This is a genomic window from Streptomyces sp. NPDC041205 (assembly GCF_055591765.1).
The window spans coordinates 576,373-595,987 of the sequence record NZ_JBVIZH010000002.1 but is presented as its reverse complement, the minus strand read 5'-3'; the positions used below and the strand labels follow the sequence as shown (position 1 = coordinate 595,987).

Here is a 19,615-nt window from a genome sequence, read left to right as displayed (position 1 = left end):
GAGAGGGGGCTGGCCTTGCGGAGAGGTTCTCCGTATCGTACTCCGCAAGTATCCGGAGAAGCTCTCCGGTAGTGGATCAGGGGTGCCGGAATGAGTGACCTCCAAGGAGACGGCGGGTTCGGCCAGGGAGTCGACGGGCGCGGCCACGTCGGCGGTGAGCCCGGGCGCGCGGGCATCTGGACCTTCGCCTTCGAGGGACAGCCCGCGGGGCGGGTGCGCGAAGCAGCCGCGGAGATCGAGGAGTTGGGGTACGGGGCGATCTGGTACGGGGAGGCGTTCGGGCGCGACACGGTCGGGCAGGCCTGGCTGCTGCTGTCCGCCACCCGGCGGATCGTCGTCGCGTCCGGCATCGCCAACATCGCCTACCGAGAACCACTCGCGATGGCCAACGCCGAGCGGACCCTCGGCGAGGCGTTCCCCGGCCGCTACGTCCTGGGCCTCGGTGGGCACCGGGTCGACGACACCGCCATGGACGTGGACGGCTACAAGGTGCCCGCGCGCGGGAGGGCGGTCACGACCATGCGGGGCTACCTGGACGCCATGGACGCGGCGCCCGCGTACGGCCCCGTGCCGAACCCCGCCCCGCGTCGCCTCCTGGCCGCGCTCGGGCCGAAGATGCTGGCTCTCGCGGCCGAGCGCACCTGGGGCGCGCACCCGTACTTCGTGCCGGTGGAGCACACCGCGCGGGCGCGGGACATCCTGGGGCCCGAGTCGTTCCTCGGGGTCGAGCAGGCCGTCGTCCTCGACACGGACCGCGCGCGGGCCCGCGAGGTGGCCACGGAGCACGTTGTCGGGTACCTGCGGGCACCCCACCAGCTCGCGAGTCTGCGCCGGCTCGGCTTCCAGGAAGAGGCCGACAGTGGTGAGCCGAGCCGACGTCTGGTGGACGCGATCGTCGCCTACGGAGACGTCGACGACGTCCACGCGCGCGTGGCGGAGCATTTCGCGGCCGGGGCGGACCACGTCTGCGTACAGGTACTGACGGCCGACCCCGGCGAACTGCCCCTGCGGCAGTGGCGGGAGCTGGCACCGGCGCTCACCCGCTGACCGGTGCCGCGCCCGACTACCGCACCCGCATCCCGAACAGCTCCGCCCACTCCTCCACGCCGAGGTCCTTGGGCAGCCGTACGGCGCTGTGGCCGCCTCGCCGCGCCCACTCCTGGATCCTGTGCCGAGGCAGGTCGGGAGCCGCTGAGGCGAGGATCTGGGGCAGTCCTCGGCCCCGGCCGGTGAACACCCGGCGTACGAACTCCTGGTACTCCTGCCGCCGCGCGGACGCGACCAGCGGCCGGTCCCGACGGGTGATCGTCATCAGCCCGCCGTCGACGTTGGGGCGCGGCCGGAACGCCGCCGCGGGGACGCGGCCTTCGAGGCCGAACGCGTACCAGGGCCACCACTGGGCCGTCATCAGGGTCGCCCCGCCGACCCCGGCGCGACGGCGCGCGACCTCCCACTGCACCAGCAGGACGGCGTCGGTCCAGCCCGTCGAGCGCAGGATGCGGCGCAGCATGGGAGTCGTCTCGTGGAAGGGGAGGTTGCCGACGAGGACGTGCGGCTCCGGTGGGGTCCGGTAGCGCAGGAAGTCGGCGGTGACGATCGTCGTCGAGGGGGCGGTGCGCCGCCGCAGCCGTTCGGCCCGGCGGTGGTCGATCTCGATGCCCGTGAGGCGTCGGCCCAGGCATTGCAGGGGGAGGGTCAAGGCCCCGTCCCCGGTGCCGATTTCGACGATCGGCCCGTGGGTGCGGCTCACGAGGTCGACGAACGTGCTGATGGTGGAGCGGTCGGTGAGGAAGTTCTGGCCGAACTCATGACGGCCATGGTGGTGCGTGCGCACAGGTGTCTCCGCGGCTTCGAGGCAAGCCGGGCAGCACGAAGTGCCGCTCGGCGCTTACGCGTTGAAGCGGCGGGGCGTTCCAGAGTGGGATGAGGTCGGCCCGCCGCTAGGCGCGGCGGATCCTCGTGAGGGCAGCGGCTGCGAATGCGCACATGGGAGGCAGCGTACGGGGCGGCCGGGTCCTCCAGGCAAGTGATTTTTGCCGAGGAGCCGTACCGACACCCCCCGAGGAGGCGCCTACTCGTCCGAAGGCGGCGCTGGAGGGGACTACTCGTCCTCGTCTTCGTCGTCCAGGCGCGCCAGCCACGTGGCGAGGCGCTCCACCGGGACCTCGAAGTCCGGGTTGAGGTCCACGAAGGTGCGGAGCTGCTCGGCGAGCCACTCGAAGGTGACCTCCTCCTCGCCGCGCCGCTTCTCCAGCTCCTCGATGCCACGGTCGGTGAAGTACAACGCTTGCTCCTGGTGCGGGCCGGGCCCGGGCCGGTGGCCGGGCTTCGTTCCGTTTCATCGTACGGCCGTACGCCGGTGGGCCCGGCCCCCAGTCCCGTACAGGACTCGGAGCCGGGCCCACCCGACGTACCGAACGGCGGTGACCGCCGCGGACTAGGCCTCGAAGACCTCGTTCAGGAGCTGCTCCTGCTCCTGCTCGTGGCGCTTCTTGGAGCCGACCGCCGGGGACGAGCCGTGCGGCCGCGAGATGCGGCGCAGACGCTCGTCGTGCGGGATGTCGGCGCCGACCGCCAGGTCCAGGTGGTCGATGAGGTTGAGAGCGATGAAGGGCCACGCGCCCTGGTTCGCCGGCTCCTCCTGGGCCCACAGGTACTTCTCGGCGTTCGGGAACTTGGCGATCTCCGCCTGGAGCTCGGCACCCGGCAGCGGGTACAGCCGCTCGATGCGGATGATCGCCGTGTCCGTGACCCCGCGCTTCTTCCGCTCGGCCTCCAGCTCGTAGTAGAGCTTGCCGGCGCAGAAGACGACCTTGCGGACCGCGTTGACGTCCACCGAGTCGTCGCCGATGACCGGGCGGAAGCCGCCCGTCGTGAACTCCTCCGTCTTGGAGGCCGCGGCCTTGAGGCGCAGCATCCACTTCGGGGTGAAGACCACCAGCGGCTTGTGGTGCGGGTTGTGCACCTGCCACCGCAGGAGGTGGAAGTAGTTCGACGGGAGGGTCGGCATCGCGACCGTCATGTTGTTCTGGGCGCAGAGCTGCAGGAAGCGCTCCGGGCGGGCCGACGAGTGGTCGGGGCCCTGGCCTTCGTAGCCGTGCGGCAGCAGCAGGGTGACGCCGGACGTCTGGCCCCACTTCTGCTCGGCCGACGAGATGAACTCGTCGACGACCGTCTGCGCGCCGTTGACGAAGTCGCCGAACTGCGCCTCCCACATCACGAGGGACTCGGGACGCGCGAGGGAGTAGCCGTACTCGAAGCCCATGGCCGCGTACTCGGAGAGCAGCGAGTCGTAGGCGTTGAAGCGGGCCTGGTCCTCGGAGAGGTACAGCAGCGGCGTGTAGTCGTCGCCCGTGTTGCGGTCGATGAGGACCGCGTGGCGCTGGCCGAACGTGCCGCGGCGGGAGTCCTGGCCCGCCAGGCGCACCGGGGTGCCCTCCAGGAGGAGGGAGCCGATGGCCAGGGTCTCGCCCATGCCCCAGTCGATCGTGCCGTCCTCGACCATGGCCGCGCGGCGCTGCAGCTGGGGCAGCAGACGCGGGTGGACGGTGACGTGGTCGGGGATGTTGACCTGGGACTCGGCGATGCGCTTGACGACCTCCTGGGAGATCGCCGTGTTGACCGCCACCGGGAACTCGGCCTGCGGCTCGGGGACCTCCGCCGGGGCGGGCTGAGAGGTGGCCTCACGGACCTCCGTGAAGACCTTCTCCAGCTGGCCCTGGTAGTCCTGGAGGGCCTGCTCGGCCTCTTCCAGGGTGATGTCGCCGCGGCCGATCAGGGACTCGGTGTACAGCTTGCGGACCGAGCGCTTCTTGTCGATCAGGTCGTACATCAGCGGCTGCGTGAACGCCGGGTTGTCGGACTCGTTGTGTCCGCGGCGGCGGTAGCAGATCAGGTCGATGACGACGTCCTTGTTGAACGCCTGGCGGAACTCGAAGGCGAGCCGCGCGACGCGGACGACGGCCTCCGGGTCGTCGCCGTTCACGTGGAAGATCGGCGCTTCGATCATCCGGGCCACGTCCGTGGAGTACATCGACGAACGCGAGGACTCCGGAGCGGCCGTGAAGCCGACCTGGTTGTTGATGACGACGTGGACCGTGCCGCCGGTGCGGTAGCCCCGCAGCTGCGACATGTTCAGGGTCTCCGCGACGACGCCCTGGCCCGCGAAGGCCGCGTCTCCGTGGAGGGCCACCGGCAGGACCGTGAAGTCCGTGCCGCCCTTGTTGATGATGTCCTGCTTGGCGCGGGCGATGCCCTCCAGGACCGGGTCGACCGCCTCCAGGTGGGAGGGGTTGGCGGCCAGGGAGACCTTGATCTGCTCGCCGTCGAGGCCCGTGAAGGTGCCCTCGGCGCCCAGGTGGTACTTGACGTCTCCGGAGCCGTGCATCGACTTCGGGTCGAGGTTGCCCTCGAACTCGCGGAAGATCTGGGCGTACGACTTGCCCACGATGTTGGCGAGGACGTTCAGGCGGCCGCGGTGGGCCATGCCGATGACGACCTCGTCCAGGCGGGACTCGGCCGCGCTGTCGATGACGGCGTCCAGGAGCGGGATGACGGACTCGCCGCCCTCCAGGGAGAAGCGCTTCTGGCCGACGTACTTCGTCTGCAGGAAGGTCTCGAAGGCCTCGGCGGCGTTCAGCCGGCGCAGGATGCGCAGCTGCTCCTCGCGCTCCGGCTTGGAGGCGTGCTGGCGCTCGATGCGGTCCTGCAGCCACTTGCGCTGCTTGGGGTCCTGGATGTGCATGAACTCGACGCCGGTGGTGCGGCAGTACGAGTCGCGCAGGACGCCGAGGACGTCGCGCAGCTTCATCATCGACTTGCCGGCGAAGCCGCCGACGGCGAACTCGCGCTCCAGGTCCCAGAGCGTCAGGCCGTGCTCGGTGATGTCCAGGTCGGGGTGCTTGCGCTGCTTGTACTCCAGCGGGTCCGTGTCGGCCATGACGTGGCCGCGGACGCGGTAGGAGTGGATCAGCTCGAAGACCCGGGCGGCCTTGGTGACGTCGTCGTCGTGGCTGGCGTCGATGTCCTTGAGCCAGCGGACCGGCTCGTAGGGGATGCGCAGCGCCTCGAAGATCTCGTCGAAGAAGCCGTTCTCCCCGAGGAGGAGGTTCGCGACGATGCGCAGGAACTCGCCGGACGCCGCACCCTGGATCACGCGGTGGTCGTACGTCGAGGTCAGCGTCATGACCTTGGAGATGCCCAGCTTGTTCAGGGTGTCCTGGGACGTGCCCTGGAACTCCGCCGGGTAGTCCATCGAGCCGACGCCCATGATGACCGACTGGCCGGGCATCAGACGCGGCACGGAGTGGACCGTGCCGAGGCCACCGGGGTTGGTCAGGGAGACCGTGACGCCGGTGAAGTCGTCCATCGTGAGCTTGTTGTCACGAGCACGGCGGACGATGTCCTCGTAGGCCTGCCAGAACTCGAAGAAGTTCAGGGTCTCGGCCTTCTTGATGCCCGCTACAACCAGTTGGCGGTCGCCGTTGGGCTTCACCAGGTCGATCGCCAGGCCGAAGTTGATGTGCTCCGGCTTGACGAGGGTGGGCTTGCCGTCCCTGTCCGCGTAGGAGTAGTTCATCGACGGCATGGCCTTGATGGCCTGCACCATCGCGTACCCGATCAGGTGCGTGAAGGAGATCTTCCCGCCGCGGGCGCGCTTCAGGTGGTTGTTGATGACGATGCGGTTGTCGAACAGCAGCTTCACCGGGACGGCGCGCACGGACGTGGCCGTGGGCAGCTCCAGGGAGGCGTTCATGTTCTTCGCCACGGCCGCGGACGGGCCGCGCAGCGGGACGTGCTCGGGACCCGCCTTCTCCTTGGCGTCCGCGGCGCCCTTGGCGGGCTCCGCCTTCGCGGGCGCGGCCTTGGCGGCCGCGGGCTTCGCGGGGGCGGGAGCCGGGGCCTGCGCCGCGGGAGCGGCGGCGGGCTGCGCTGCGGGAGCGGCCGGGGCTGCGGGCTGCGCGGCGGCCGGGGCGGGGGACGTGGTGGACGCGGCCCCCGCGGCCGCGTCACCCGCCGGCTTGGCCGGTGTGGCGGCGACGGAGGCGGCCACGCCCGGCTTGTAGTCGGCGAAGAAGTCCCACCAGGCACGGTCGACCGAATTCGGGTCCTGGAGGTACTGCTGATAGATCTCGTCGACGAGCCACTCATTGGGACCGAACGCGGCAGCAGGGTTCTTGCCCTGCGCTTCTTGGTCGGTCGAAGTGCTCGAGTTACTGGGGGACTGTGGCGACACGGCGGCAACCGCCCTCTTCCGCTTCACAAGGTGATGGACAGCGGAAATAAAGGCTACGCCTCCATCGACGCGCAGTGCAGACCGGGCCGGTCATCCGTCGCGTAAGTCACACCGGGAAGCTGGTTTCGGGGCTGTAAATGGCGGGAAACAAGCGAAGTTCGGCTACGGCGAGGCGCCGCGTGGAGCCCTTGTGGGGACGTCTGTGCACGTCCTGGGTACGTCGACACGCGGCTACGACCCGTCCGGCGCACCATGCGCGCGCCCAGAGGTCGCTTCCGCTTCGAACCTTACGTCAACTTCAGTCTTCGGGCAGGCCCGGAAGGGTGACCTGGATTCGGCAGCCCCGAGCCGATTCGGCCACGCCGATGTGCCCGCCGTGCAGATCGACCGCCCAGCGCGCGATCGCGAGCCCGAGGCCGGTGCCGCCGTCGCTTCCCGGCGGGACGCCGACGTGCGCGCCCCGGTTGAAGCGCTCGAAGACGCGGTGCCACTCCGACTCGGGGATCCCCGGACCCTCGTCGAGGACCTCCAGGTCCAGGGACTCCGGGTGGCGGCCGCGCCGGGCGAGCACCGTCACCCGGCCGTGCGGCGGGCTGTGCTTGACCGCGTTGTCGATGAGGTTGGCGACGACCTGGTGCAGCCGCTCGGCGTCCGCGTGGGCGGTCAGCTCCGGAGGTGACACGTCCAGGTGCAGATGCACGTCCGTACGGGTGTGGCTGCCGGAGCCCGACGTCATCCCTTTGCGCGCGGAGGCCACCATGTTGGCCTCCTTCAGGACACCCGACAGATAGGGCCACACTTCGAAGCGCCGCGCTTTGAGCGGTACGACGCCGTTGTCCAGGCGTGACAGGTCGAGCAGGGTCTCCACCAGGCGGCCCAGGCGCTCGGTCTGCTTCAGAGCCGTACGCATCGTCTCCGGGTCGGCCGCCGAGACGCCGTCGACGACGTTCTCCAGGACGGCGCGCAACGCGGCGATGGGGGTGCGCAGCTCGTGCGAGACGTTGGCGACGAGCTCCTTGCGCTGCTGGTCCTGCGCCTCCAGATCGTCCGCCATGCGGTTGATCGTCATCGCCACGTCGCCCAGCTCGTCGCGGCGGTCGGCCCCCTGCACCCGGCGCGTGTAGTCGCCGTGCGAGACCGCGCGGGCCACCGAGTTCATCTCGTCGAGGGGCGCGGTGAGGCTGTGCGCGACGAACTGCGTGATCAGCAGGGTCGCGATCACGGAGAAGACCGTGATGAAGCGGAGCTCGGTCTCCGTCTCCATGGCCACCATCAGCAGCCCGGTGGTGATGAAAACCGAGACGACCACCAGAGTGCCGAGCTTGGTCTTGATGGAGAACGGCCGCACACCCGCGAACGGGCCGTTCAGACCGATGCTCCCGCCCCGGTCGCAGCGCCACTTCCGGGCCGTGCCCCGCTCGGCGTCCGCCGCACCGCCAGGGGTGCCGCCCGGGGTGCCGTGCGCACTGCCCGGGGTACCGCTCAGGGCGCCGCGGGCCGTGCCGCCGGCGCCCGGGTCCGCCGTCATGGCGTCGGGGTCTCCAGGGCGTACCCGACCCCGTGCACCGTACGGATGCGTTCCGCCCCGATCTTGCGGCGCAGGGCCTTGATGTGGCTGTCGACGGTGCGGGTGCCGGACGCGTCGGCCCAGTCCCACACCTCGGCGAGCAGTTGCTCGCGTGAAAGGACCGCGCGCGGAGTGTTGGCGAGGCACACCAGGAGGTCGAACTCCGTGGGTGTCAGATGGACGTCCTCGCTGCGCACTCGCACACGCCGCTGCGCGTGGTCGATCTCCAGCTCGCCCAGGCGCAGGATGCCGCTGCGCGGCGTCGTGGCGGCCAGCGCGGCCCGCTCGACCCGGCGCAGCAGCACGTGCACGCGCGCGGCGAGCTCGCGCATCGAGAACGGCTTGGTCATGTAGTCGTCGGCGCCGACGCCGAGCCCGACCAGCATGTCCGTCTCGTCGTCCCGCGCGGTGAGCATCAGCACCGGCACGGGCCGCTGGGCCTGCACGCGTCGGCAGACCTCCAGACCGTCGAATCCCGGCAGCATGATGTCGAGGATCAGTAGATCCGGCTGCCATGCCTGCGCGGTGTCCACCGCTGCCGGGCCGTCCGCCGCCGTTTGCACGACGAAACCCTCGGCGCGCAGCCGGGCGGCGATGGCGTCGACGATCGTCGGGTCGTCCTCGACCACCAGAACCCGGCGCTGGGCGCCGGGCATCGCTGCCGTGGCGCTGTTGTGGGAGGTGTGTGTCTGCTCCATCGCCCCGCCCCTGACGTGATCGCTTGGTGTCCGGTCAGCAGAGTACGGGGCGTAACGGCACCTCGGCTACGCAGCCCTTGTCGCGAGATGAACCACGTCCGGTACGCCCCGGGCAACGGGGATCTCTTCCGTACGTACGTGTTGGAACCCGGCATTCCGTAGAGCGGAGTCGAAAGCGGGTGAGGGCTGCGCGGACCACACGGCGAGGACTCCGCCGGGGTTCAGGCGGGCCTGGCAGGCGGCGAGACCGGCGGGGGAGTAGAGGCTCTCGTTGCCCTCGGTGACGGTCCAGTCGGGGCCGTTGTCGATGTCGAGGCACAGGGCGTCGTAGGTGCCGGAAGGGGTGTTGGCGCCTGCGAATGAGCCGTTGACATATGCGATCAGGTCGGTGTGCAGGATCTCCGTGCGCGGGTCGGCGAGCGCCTCCCGGGACAGCTCCGACAGCGGCCCTTCGAGGTGCCAGTCGATGATCGCCCGCTCGCGCTCGACCACGGAAATACGGCCCCAGCGAGGGTCCTTGGCGGCGTGGGAGAGGGAGAAGCCGACGCCCAGGCCGCCGATGAGGACGCTCGGCCGGGGCCGTCCGTCCAGGGCGTCGTACGCCGCGTCGACGAGGAGCCGCTCGGAGCGGCCGTCCGAGGTGTCCATCAGGAACATGCCGTTGGCAATGATCTGCAACAGGTCCCCGTGGCGGCGCAGCACGACTTCGCCGTAGGGGCCTTCGTGCCGGTCGAGAACCACGGGGGGATCGGGTCGGTACGGGGTGTGCATCGGCCCATTTTGCTGCCGTCCCGCAGGCGTGTGCTGCGGGACGCCGGGGAATGGTGTGAGGTTGCTGTGAGTTCCTGTGAATCGCGTCTCACGTGGCGTCGGTCATAGACAGCAGGGGAAAGATCGGTAAAGCGTGTTCCCGTGATCCTTCTGTGATGGAAGATCAGTGAAGCCGTGATGGAAGGAGCGCCTCAGCGTGGACCGGTCTGTGCGGGTTTCGGGCGGGGGCGCCGCCGTGGGTGAGGACGGCGGCGGGACGGCGGCCGAGGTTTCCACAGGCGCCGGGGGTGCCGCGGGCTTGCCGGAGGTCGTGGGCGCGGAGGCGCTGCTCGGGGCCGCGGGGCTCGTGACGCTGGACGCGGTGCCGAGTCAGGCCGGTGGGCCGAACCGCGCGGGCGGGGCAGGCCTTGCCGCTGGGCCGGTGTCGGGGGTGCCCGAGGGGGCGGCCCAGGGCGCGGGTGCCGGGGTGGGAGCCGGGGCCTGCCGGGTGCGGGCGGGGCTTCGGGGCCTGCGCGGGCTGCGGCCCTGGCGGCTGCTGCCGTCGCCGGCCGGTACGCCCTTCACCTTCGGATACGCCCTTGTCCTCCTCCTGACCTCGCTCTTCGCCGAATACGGCGACCCCTCCCTCGTCTCCTCCCTGCACCAGGGTTCGAGCACGGACGTGGCGCACCTCGCGGACCGGCCGATGTTCGTCCTGGTCGCCAGCGCGCTGTGGATCGCGGGCGGGGTCACTTCGCCGTACGCCATCGTGTTCCTGCTGGTCCTCACCGCGCTGGAGCGCCGCGTCGGCGGACTGCGCACCGCGGGCGTCTTCCTGCTCGGGCACGCCGTCGCCACGCTGGCCACCGAGGTCCCGGTCGGGCTCTCGGTCCTGGCCGGCCATCTGCCCGGCAGTTCCGCGTACCGCCTCGACTACGGCATCAGCTTCGGCGTCGCCGCCAGCGTCGGCGCGCTCGCCGGGCTCCTCGCGCCGTGGCTCCGCTGGGCCCTCCTCGCGGGGTTCGGCTGGATGCTGATCCAGGACCTCATCGCCTTCACGGACCCGATGACCAACTGGGGCCATCTGCTCGCGCTGGTCGTGGGTGTCGCGACGTGGCCGCTGCTGCGGGGGCATGGGCGGAGCGTTTCTGCGTAGGCCGTCCGGCCTGCGGCTGGGGCTGATCGGCCCGCGAGTCCTGTGAGGTCCATGGGGCCCATGAGGTCCGGGGCTTGGTGTCACTCGTGTGGCCGATGGGGCCGATTTCTCTGCCGTGATGTACGTGGAGTGATTGCCTCCGGATAAATGTCTTGCAGTGCAAGGTACTTCGCGACTATCTTGTACCGCATGACAAAGGAACTGTCCGCGATGCACGACCAGCGTCGCAGTCAGTTGCTGCGCGGGGTGCTCGACCTGTGCCTGCTCGCGCTCATCGGCGAACGGCCCCGGTATGGGTACGAGTTCGTGGAGGCCCTCACCGAGAGCGGCCTCGACCTGGTGAGCGAGGGCAGCATCTACCCCCTGCTCGCCCGGATGGAGCGCGCGGGACTGGTCGACTCCTATCGCGCTCCGTCCGCCGCGGGCGGGGCGCCGCGCAAGTACTACCGCCTCACCGACGCGGGCGCGGCCGAGCTGGCCGCGGGCCGCGCCACCTGGAGCACCTTCACGGTGGCCGTCTCCAGGACCTTGGGGGATCAGGGGGACGTACGGAACAGCGACACGGGGGACACGGCATGACACATCAGGCGACCAGTGAGACGACGATCAGTGGTGACGTGACCGCGGACGACCGCGCGCGGGAGGGTGTGCCCGGCGAGGTGCCGGAGAGCGTGCCCGGTGAGGCGGAGCGCGCCCGGGTGCTGGCGGTCTGCCGAAGCAACTGGGAATACAGAGGCATCGACGACGCCTCCGTGCGCGAGATGCTGGCCGAACTCTCCGAGCACCTGGAGGAGGCCGCGGCGGCGGGCCGTACCCCGAAGGACGTGGTGGGCGCGGACGTGCCGGGGTTCGCCGCCTCCTGGGCCCGGGCGCGCACGCCCCTGCGTCTGCGGGTGCTGCGGATGGCCGCGCTGATCCCGTTCGTCCTCGGCGGGCTGCTGCTCTTCACACATCTGCTCGACCGGACGCTCACGCTGTCCATCGAGGCCCCGCGCATAGCGTTCTACGCAGTGATAATCGCGGGCAGCGTCGCCCTGGAGCTGCGGCGGGGAACCCTCGGTTTCGTGAGATGGCTGCTGGTCGGGTTGATAGGCATCGGGTTCGCCCAGCTCACCACCTGGCTCGCGGGCGACGACACGCTTTTCCGGCTGCCCGTGTGGGCGACGCTGCTCCTGATGCTGCCCGGGGTGCCCTACGCCTACGTGGACATCCGCGCGAGAAAGGCGGCGGCCGAGTAGCCGGGGCGCTCAAGGCGGCCGGGGCGGCTGGAGTGCTCAAGGGGCGCTCGGGGCAGCCAGGGCGGCCGGGGTACCCCAGGGGTGTCCGGGTGGCCCGTGCGGTCGAGGGGGTCAGGCTTCCTCCGGCCCCTTCCTGCGCGCACTCGTCAGGCCGGCGACCACCTGCCACCCCAGTGACTCGTAGAGGGCGCGTCCTTCCGGGGTCCCTGCCAGTACGCCGATCTCCGCGCCTTCGTCGACGGCGGCGACCGCGAGGGTGCGCATGACCAGGCTGCCCAGGCCCCTGCGGCGGTGCTGCGGGGAGGTCTCGATCTGGTCGGCGACGGCGGTGCGGCCGGTCGGGGCGATCTGGCCGCGAGCTGCCCAGTGGCCGTCAGTGGTGGTGACCATCGCGCGGAAGACGCCGCCCCGCGACCAGGTGCGGAGCCGGTAGCCGTCCGGGACGACCAGGTGGTTCGGGGGGACCGGGGTGAGCGGCACCGTCATCAGGTAGCCGTCCTCCGGGTCGATCCACCACTCGGGGCCGAGCCAGGGGGCGACGCGGTCCGGGAAGTCGAAGACCTTCAGCCAGGCGTCGGCGCCGGTCACCGATGAGGCGACCTTGCGTACGTCCGACTCCTGGACGTCCGCGCCGGTGGCGCCGAGGACGTGCCGGTAAGGGTGCTTGACGTGGCCGACGTCGATCGTGAAACCCCAGGGCTCCAGGACCGGCGGGGCAGAGCCGCGGGAGACGCCCCAGCCGTCGATCCAGGCCCGTACGGCGTCGCGGCCCGCAAGGGGGGATCCCGCTGTTCCCTCTGTCGCATGCATGGGGCAACCCTTCAGATGGCGACCGATGTGTAATGACTGCAACTATCGAGAGAACCTTACGTAGGTGGATTTCGGCCGCGACAGGGGTGATCGCTGACAGCGAACAAGCCCGGGGGAACAACCAGGGGCTCATGAGCATTGAGTCGGTATAGCTCAACTTGAATGCCGAAGGGGAGATCATGGCTGCTGAGTCCACGTCGTACACACCGCTCGCTCTGCCCGTGCTGCCGCTCGATGACGAGATCGTGCTGCCCGGCATGGTGGTGCCGTTCGACCTGTCCGATGCCGAAGTGCGAGCCGCGGTGGAGGCCGCGCAGGCCGCCGCGCGGTCCAGTGGAAGCAGTAGCAAGCCGAAGGTGCTGCTTGTTCCGCGGATCGACGGGACGTACGCGGGCATGGGCGTGCTCGGGACGGTCGAGCAGGTCGGTCGGCTTGCGGACGGGGATCCGGGGGCGTTGATCCGCGCTCGCGGGCGGGTGCGCATCGGTGCGGGCACGACCGGGCCGGGCGCGGCCCTGTGGGTGGAGGGTGCGCGGGTCGAGGAGACCGTGCCCGACCCGCTGCCCGGAGCCACCGCCGAGCTGGTCAAGGAGTACAAGGCGCTGGCCACGAGCTGGCTGAAGAAGCGCGGGGCCTGGCAGGTGGTCGACCGCGTGCAGCAGATCGACGACGTGTCGGCGCTCGCGGACAACTCCGGGTACTCGCCGTTCCTCACCACGGAGCAGAAGGTCCAGCTCCTGGAGACCGAGGATCCGACGGCGCGCCTGAGGCTGGCCACGGAGCAGTTGCGGGAGCACCTGGCCGAGCAGGACGTGGCCGAGTCCATCGCCAAGGACGTGCAGGAGGGTGTCGACAAGCAGCAGCGCGAGTTCCTGCTGCGGCGCCAGCTGGAGGCGGTGCGCAAGGAGCTGCGCGAGCTGGACGGCAAGGAGGGCGAGGAGGAGTCCGACGACTACCGCGCCCGGGTCGAGGCCGCCGACCTGCCGGAGAACGTGCGGGAAGCGGCGCTGAAGGAAGTCGAGAAGCTGGAGCGCGCGAGCGACCAGTCGCCCGAGGGTTCCTGGATCCGCACGTGGCTCGACACGGTGCTCGAACTGCCGTGGAACGAGCGAACCGATGACAGCGCCTCCGGGTACGACATCAAGGGCGCCCAGGAGATCCTCGACGCGGAGCACGCGGGCCTGCAGGACGTGAAGGAGCGCATCACGGAGTACCTGGCGGTGCGCAAGCGGCGCGCGGACCGGGGTATGGGGGTCGTGGGCGGACGGCGTGGTGGCGCGGTCCTGGCCTTGGTCGGCCCCCCGGGAGTCGGCAAGACCTCGCTCGGGGAGTCCGTGGCGCACGCCATGGGACGCAAGTTCGTGCGGGTCGCGCTCGGCGGTGTGCGGGACGAGGCGGAGATCCGCGGGCACCGGCGTACGTATGTGGGCGCGCTGCCCGGGCGGATCGTGCGGGCCATCAAGGAGGCCGGGTCCATGAACCCGGTGGTGCTGCTCGACGAGATCGACAAGGTCGGCTCGGACTTCCGGGGCGACCCGGCGGCCGCGCTCCTCGAAGTGCTCGACCCGGCGCAGAACCACACCTTCCGCGACCACTACCTGGAGGTCGAACTCGACCTGAGCGACGTGGTGTTCCTGGCGACGGCCAATGTGCTCGAGGCCATCCCGGAGGCGCTGCTCGACCGCATGGAGCTGGTCAGGCTCGACGGGTACACGGAGGACGAGAAGGTCGTCATCGCCAGGGACCACCTGCTGCCGCGACAACTGGAGCGGGCCGGGCTCGGCGACGGCGAGGTGACGATCGACGAGGGCGCGCTGCGCAAGCTGGCGGGGGAGTACACCCGCGAGGCGGGCGTGCGCAATCTGGAGCGGTCCGTCGCCCGGCTGCTCCGCAAGGTCGCGGCGCAGCACGAACTGGGCGAGCGGGAGCTGCCGTTCACGGTCGGCGCGGACGAGCTGCGCGGACTGATCGGGCGGCCGCACCACGTGCCGGAGTCCGCGCAGGACCCGTCCGAGCGGCGGACCGCGGTACCCGGTGTGGCCACGGGGCTCGCGGTCACCGGGGCCGGTGGCGACGTGTTGTTCGTGGAGGCGTCGCTGGCCGATCCGGAGACGGGTGCGGCGGGTCTGACGCTCACCGGACAGCTCGGTGACGTGATGAAGGAGTCCGCGCAGATCGCGCTGTCCTTCCTGCGCTCGCGCGGTGCCGAACTGGAGCTGCCCGTGGGTGACTTGAAGGATCGGGGTGTGCACATCCACTTCCCCGCGGGCGCCGTGCCGAAGGACGGGCCGAGCGCGGGCGTCACGATGACGACGGCGCTGGCGTCGCTGCTCAGCGGCCGCCTGGTCCGTACGGATGTGGCGATGACCGGTGAGGTGTCGCTGACCGGACGGGTGCTGCCCATCGGAGGTGTGAAGCAGAAGCTGCTCGCCGCGCACCGGGCGGGGATCACCACCGTAGTGATCCCCAAGCGGAACGAGCCGGACCTGGACGACGTCCCGGCCGAGGTCCTGGAGAAGCTGGACGTGCACGCGGTGACGGACGTCCGCCAGGTCCTGGAGCTGGCCCTGGCGCCGGCCGAGGTGCGGGTTCCGGCGGCGGCGTGACACAGCCACCCGTCGCGGCGTGACGGGCGCGGCGGGGAAGGGCGAGGCCCGGACCCCAGGAAGGTCCGGGCCTCGCCGCTCACCCGGGCGGCGTCGACTGTCTGGTGGGCGGCGCGCGCCTAGGGTGCGAGGCGGCTCGGTCAGCCGTTGGCCAGGGCCTGCACCCTGTCGTAGGCGCCGTTGAACTTGTTGTGGTCACCGACAATGGGGCCGGTCGACGTGTACTGCCACATGGTGTGGAAGCCCCAGCCGGCCGGGAGTTCGCCGGGGCTGGTGTTGTAGCGGGCGATCCACAGGGGGTTGGTGTTGCCGAAGCCGCCGTAGTTGCCGGTGCACTGCTTCCACCAGCTGGTGGCGGTGTAGATGACGGCGTCGCGGCCGGTGCGGGCCTTGTAGGTGTTGAGGAAGTCGCGGATCCAGTCGACCATCGCGCCCTGGGACTTGCCGAAGCAGGCCGCGCCGTAGGGGTTCCACTCGATGTCGAGGGCGCCCGGCAGGGTCTTGCCGTCGCGGGACCAGCCGCCGCCGTTGCTCGCGAAGTAGTTGGCCTGGGCGGCGCCGCTGGAGGTGTCGGGGGTGGCGAAGTGGTAGGCGCCGCGGATCATGCCGATGTTGTACGAGCCGTTGTACTGCTGGGCGAAGTACGGGTTCTTGTAGGACGTGGACTCGGTCGCCTTGACGTAGGCCCACCGCACGCCGCTGTTCCACAGGGCGGACCAGTTGACGTTGCCCTGGTGGCTGCTGACGTCGACGCCCTCGGTCTGGACGGCGTCGCCGCCGCTGGGGCGACCGCCCTGGCCGTCGTGTTCGAGGACGCCGATGCCCATGCGGGCGGAGCCGCGCGGCGGGACGTCGTCACCGTCGGCGGCCGCCGCGGCGCCGGGCAGGGTGATGAGGAGGGTCAGGGCGGAGAGGAGGGCGAGGAGAACGCCGGCCGCGGGGTGGGCGCGGCGGGCGGTACCAGGTCTGTGCACGGGCATGGCGTGCCTCCGAAAGGCCTCGTGGAGTCGCGTGCGCAGGCGCGCCTTTTCCCTACGTGGGGTTCACGGTTCCCGCGTCGTACGGAGGGCGTGCGGTGAGTACGGGACTCGGTGGGGGGACCTGTCGACATGTCGCTGGTGTGAACATGTCATCAATGACGCTACGCACGTAGACCCCGAAGGGGAAGAGGTACTCGCGCCCGCCGTTGGTCTACGCCTGCGAAATACTGGTCGAGCTGCGGCGATGGCCGTGGTCGGCGGAAACTTTCAGGATCGGAAATGTGTGGCATGGGTGCTGACATGCGCGAGGACGCGGGCCGCGGCGAGGGTGCCGGGGCGGGCGAGGCCGGGTCCGGCGGTGGTGTGGACCACGAATTCCTGTCCCTGGAACGGGAGCTGACGCTGCTGCTGCGCCGGGCGCGGGCCTCGTCCGGGGAGATGGCCCGGCAGGTGCATCCGGATCTGGAACCGGCCGCGTACGGGCTGCTGGCGTTCCTGGACGAGTCGGGGCCGCGGCGGGCCACCGATCTCGCCGCGTTCATCGGGGTCGGCAAGGCGACGATGAGCAGGCAGCTGCGGGGCCTCGAGGAGTTGGGTCTGGTCGTGCGTGAGCCAGACCCCGCCGATGGCAGGGCCTGGCTCGTGCGGCTCACGGAGGAAGGGCGTGAGCGGTTCTGGACGGTTCGGGGGGCTCGGCGGGAGCGGTACGTCCGGCAGCTCGCCGGGTGGGACCGGGGGGAGGTGGCCGAGCTGGCCCGGCTGCTGGGGAAGCTGAACGCCGGGGCCGAGTCCTAGGCCCCCTGCTTCTCTCCGGACACCACCCCTACTTCTCCCCGAACACCACCGCCAGCGGCTGCGCCGTCTTGTACACCGTCGACGGTTCCGTCACGTGGTCCGCGCCCAGGTAGAGGCGGCCGCCCGTGTAGAGGGCGCGGCGGTCCGACTCGAAGCGGGACTCCATCTCGTAGCTGTCCGCCGGGTGCTGGAGGACCTGCTTGGCCTTGAGGGTGCCCGGGTCGGCCTGCCAGACGCCGCCGCCCTCCTCGCGGGCCACGTTCGCCTCCTGGTACGCGATGACCTTGCCGGAGTCGTCGAGGCCGATCGGCACCAGACGGCCCGAGTCCGAGCCGGGCGTCCGGCGCAGTTGCCTGCCGGTCCTCAGGTCGAAGGACACCAGGTCGTTCCTGGCCTCGGACGAACTGCTCGCGGGCTCCGAAGTGCCCAGGTACAGCGCGTTCTTCTCCTTGCTGACCGCGAGCTGGGCGCAGCCCGTGACCTCGGTGGCCGGGCATTCGGCCTCGTACTTGCCGTGCCTGCCGCCGCCCGCGGGGATCGTGCTCAGCTCCTTGCCGCGCGCGGCGCTGTCGTCGACGGTGATGAACCGCGAGATCCCGGACCCACCCTGCGACTTGCCGTCGTCGGCGGCGAGCACCAGCGGGTCGACGGCGACCACGTGGACGTACTCCGTGCCCTGCGGCAGCTTGTACGTGGACTTCGCCGCGCGTGTCGTCGGGTCGACCGTCTCCACCTGGAGCCTGGGGTTGTCGGTGTCGCCGCAGTCACGGACCGCGACCAGCTTGGTGTCGTCGCCCGCGTGGCCGACCGTGTCGCAGGTCTCGTCGGACGGCTTCCACAGGGGCGTGCCGTCGAGCTTCCAGCCCGCGCTCGCGCTGGTGCCCGCCGCGGCGACCGTGCCGCCGCCGACCGTGATCTCGTCGAACATCTCCGCGTTGCCGTCGGCGTTCACGCCCTGCTTGTGCCAGAGCATTTTGCCGCGCCGGATGTCGACCACGCCGACTTCCGTGCACACCGACGGATCGTCCTTGTCGTTCTGGAAGACGACGGCGACCTTTCCGTCCTTGGTGGGCGTCTGGGACGACCAGCAGATCTCACCGGTGAGCGGGACCTCCCACTCGGCCTTTCCGCCTGCCAGTGGATAGCCGGATATCTTCTTGAGCCCGGCCTTGACGAAATTCTTGTCCGTCGTCCACATGCCCATGGCCCCGGCCATCTCGCTGACCTTCGGTTGCGCCACCTCGGCGAGCACCTTCGCCTCGGCCCCGGCCGAACCCGCACCGCCCTCCTTGCTGTCGCCGCCGTCGTCGTCCGAACCACAGCCGCTGAGCACCAGCGCGGCCGCGAGTACCGAACCCGCGATGACCGCCATGCGCCGGGACATTCAATTCTCCTTCGTGCGCGGGCACATGACCGGATGTGGTCATGCGTTCCCCATGCCCGCTGATCCTTCCCTGTCGCCGAACCGAATTTCAACAGACAATTCCTGATCTCTGCTTCAGTTGAAATGTTCCCGAGATCAGTTCGCCGCGATTGCGGGAATGGATGAATTGAATTGTTTTTGTTTGTGTCCCGGCCGGCCGGGGCTGAAACACCTGCGGAGCTACAACTCCGCGTACACCGCCGCCGCGTCGTCGTGCCGCTTCCCGCGCGGGAACACCGCGCCCTCCGGGTCGGCCCGCTCCAACTCCCGCACCCGGTCCACCAGCGCCTGCGGGCCGCTCTTGCGCAGCAGCGCGAAGCAGTCCGCCCAGTCGCCCTCGCGGAACGTCTCGACCCAGCGCCCGGCGCCGTCCGTCAGGGCCGCGAGCGCGGTGACCGCGGAGCGGCGCCGTTCGCCGGTGACCGCGAGCGCGGCCACCGCCGGATCCGCCGCCGCCGTGAAGAAGCCGCCCTCGGCGTTCCGCAGGGCCTCGACCGCCGCCGCGTACCTGCGCCCCTCCGCCTGCCGCTCCGCCGAGCCGCGCGGCAGCGCCCGTACGGCGTCGCGCTGCTCGCGGACCGCGTCCGGGAGCTGGTCGAGCCGCGGGTCGAGGACCGCCTCCACCTCGCCGTCGGCGCCCGCCACGAGCAGCGCGGAGTCCGACAGGACCAGGTGCTCGACGCGCTCCGCGTCCCACCGCGCGAGGACCACCGTCGCCTGTGGGGTACGCGGGTGAGAAAGGTCACAGGTGTCACGGTGGGTGTCCGCGGTGCGCGCGATGGCCGCCGCGAGGATCTCAGGCAGCGTCATATCCCGCCGTGAAACGGACAGTTCGCCCAGGGCGCCGCCCAGGCGGGCGGTGAACCACGGGACGGTGTGCGAGCAGCCGGTGTCGCCGGACGGAGGCGTCACCCCGTCCAGGAGCACCAGTGATCCGCCCTGTCCGGACGCGGGGAGCGCCACCGACGCGTAGTCCTCGTTGGGGCGGTCCGGGTCGCCGGGTTCGGTGGTCAGTTCGATGCGCATTCCGCCAGTCTGCCCGAGGCGCGGGTGCGGCCCCGGGGCGGGCGTGGTGAGCGGCGGAGCGGGGGAGTCGGCAGGTCAGGCGCCGGATTTCGGCCGGAATGATCAACTCCGACGTCGGTGTGGCGGCGCATCCTGCCAAAGCCGCCCACAGACGTCCAACTGGCACACCGCGCGCGGCCCGCACGACACGCAGGGTGACTTGCTCACCAACTCCCTGCCGATGTTCACTCCTTCAGGTGGCCAGGCAGACGATGCTCGACTGCCGCGCTCCGGCACTGGAATCGTCTGCGAAGGTCGGGAACCGTGCGGGGGGCGCTCGCGTTGACGGATC

16 protein-coding genes are annotated in these 19,615 nt (G+C 70.6%); 6 read left to right on the top strand and 10 right to left on the bottom strand.

Annotated features, from left to right (window positions below; translation table 11 throughout):
- Positions 1-90: 90 nt before the first annotated feature.
- Entirely contained in the window at positions 91-1,047 is a 957-nt protein-coding gene (locus ACZ6BG_RS09610; protein WP_468999130.1) for a TIGR03620 family F420-dependent LLM class oxidoreductase, read from the top strand.
- A gap of 16 nt (positions 1,048-1,063) precedes the next feature.
- On the opposite strand, the gene erm is transcribed toward ACZ6BG_RS09610, so the two are convergent.
- The 6 genes from erm to ACZ6BG_RS09580 all read right to left on the bottom strand — a co-directional run bounded on the left by erm (position 1,064) and on the right by ACZ6BG_RS09580 (position 9,271).
- Positions 1,064-1,834: a 23S ribosomal RNA methyltransferase Erm gene (gene erm / locus ACZ6BG_RS09605; protein WP_468999128.1), complete on the bottom strand. Its 771-nt coding sequence runs from the start codon at positions 1,832-1,834 to the stop codon at positions 1,064-1,066.
- 267 nt (positions 1,835-2,101) lie between these two features.
- Positions 2,102-2,284, bottom strand: a complete 183-nt coding sequence (locus tag ACZ6BG_RS09600) for a DUF6104 family protein (protein WP_003961784.1) — start codon at positions 2,282-2,284, stop codon at positions 2,102-2,104.
- A gap of 153 nt (positions 2,285-2,437) precedes the next feature.
- The gene (locus ACZ6BG_RS09595; protein WP_468999125.1) at positions 2,438-6,235 is read right to left on the bottom strand and encodes a multifunctional oxoglutarate decarboxylase/oxoglutarate dehydrogenase thiamine pyrophosphate-binding subunit/dihydrolipoyllysine-residue succinyltransferase subunit; all 3,798 of its coding nucleotides are present in this window, start codon (positions 6,233-6,235) and stop codon (positions 2,438-2,440) included.
- 298 nt (positions 6,236-6,533) lie between these two features.
- Entirely contained in the window at positions 6,534-7,583 is a 1,050-nt protein-coding gene (locus tag ACZ6BG_RS09590) for a HAMP domain-containing sensor histidine kinase (RefSeq protein WP_468452655.1), read from the bottom strand.
- A gap of 176 nt (positions 7,584-7,759) precedes the next feature.
- A complete protein-coding gene (locus ACZ6BG_RS09585; protein WP_016641312.1) occupies positions 7,760-8,500 on the bottom strand; it encodes a response regulator transcription factor in 741 nt (246 codons plus the stop codon).
- A gap of 66 nt (positions 8,501-8,566) precedes the next feature.
- Positions 8,567-9,271, bottom strand: coding sequence for a spermidine synthase family protein (locus ACZ6BG_RS09580; RefSeq protein WP_468999121.1), 705 nt, complete (start codon positions 9,269-9,271; stop codon positions 8,567-8,569).
- Between the two features lie 196 nt (positions 9,272-9,467).
- Here ACZ6BG_RS09580 and ACZ6BG_RS09575 point away from each other — a divergent pair, with 196 nt between their 5' ends.
- The 3 genes from ACZ6BG_RS09575 to ACZ6BG_RS09565 all read left to right on the top strand — a co-directional run bounded on the left by ACZ6BG_RS09575 (position 9,468) and on the right by ACZ6BG_RS09565 (position 11,644).
- Entirely contained in the window at positions 9,468-10,406 is a 939-nt protein-coding gene (locus tag ACZ6BG_RS09575) for a rhomboid-like protein (protein WP_468999117.1), read from the top strand.
- A gap of 189 nt (positions 10,407-10,595) precedes the next feature.
- Entirely contained in the window at positions 10,596-10,985 is a 390-nt protein-coding gene (locus ACZ6BG_RS09570) for a PadR family transcriptional regulator (RefSeq protein WP_468999115.1), read from the top strand.
- Positions 10,982-11,644, top strand: coding sequence for a hypothetical protein (locus ACZ6BG_RS09565; protein ID WP_468999113.1), 663 nt, complete (start codon positions 10,982-10,984; stop codon positions 11,642-11,644). The genes ACZ6BG_RS09570 and ACZ6BG_RS09565 overlap by 4 nt, the downstream gene beginning before the upstream one ends.
- A gap of 111 nt (positions 11,645-11,755) precedes the next feature.
- On the opposite strand, the gene ACZ6BG_RS09560 is transcribed toward ACZ6BG_RS09565, so the two are convergent.
- On the bottom strand, positions 11,756-12,454 hold the full coding sequence (locus tag ACZ6BG_RS09560) for a GNAT family N-acetyltransferase (protein WP_468999111.1): 699 nt from the start codon (positions 12,452-12,454) through the stop codon (positions 11,756-11,758).
- Between the two features lie 179 nt (positions 12,455-12,633).
- On the opposite strand from ACZ6BG_RS09560, the gene lon reads away from it, so the two are divergent.
- Entirely contained in the window at positions 12,634-15,060 is a 2,427-nt protein-coding gene (gene lon / locus ACZ6BG_RS09555; protein WP_468999108.1) for an endopeptidase La, read from the top strand.
- A 140-nt stretch (positions 15,061-15,200) separates the two neighbouring features.
- On the opposite strand, the gene ACZ6BG_RS09550 is transcribed toward lon, so the two are convergent.
- On the bottom strand, positions 15,201-16,040 hold the full coding sequence (locus tag ACZ6BG_RS09550) for a lysozyme (protein WP_468999105.1): 840 nt from the start codon (positions 16,038-16,040) through the stop codon (positions 15,201-15,203).
- A gap of 300 nt (positions 16,041-16,340) precedes the next feature.
- On the opposite strand from ACZ6BG_RS09550, the gene ACZ6BG_RS09545 reads away from it, so the two are divergent.
- Positions 16,341-16,835, top strand: a complete 495-nt coding sequence (locus ACZ6BG_RS09545) for a MarR family winged helix-turn-helix transcriptional regulator (RefSeq protein ID WP_469000169.1) — start codon at positions 16,341-16,343, stop codon at positions 16,833-16,835.
- A gap of 28 nt (positions 16,836-16,863) precedes the next feature.
- Here the strand turns inward: ACZ6BG_RS09545 and ACZ6BG_RS09540 are convergent, their stop codons facing one another.
- Positions 16,864-18,219, bottom strand: a complete 1,356-nt coding sequence (locus ACZ6BG_RS09540) for a hypothetical protein (RefSeq protein WP_468999102.1) — start codon at positions 18,217-18,219, stop codon at positions 16,864-16,866.
- Positions 18,220-18,438: 219 nt separating this feature from the next.
- Positions 18,439-19,284, bottom strand: a complete 846-nt coding sequence (locus ACZ6BG_RS09535) for a protein phosphatase 2C domain-containing protein (protein ID WP_468999099.1) — start codon at positions 19,282-19,284, stop codon at positions 18,439-18,441.
- Positions 19,285-19,615 lie beyond the last annotated feature (331 nt).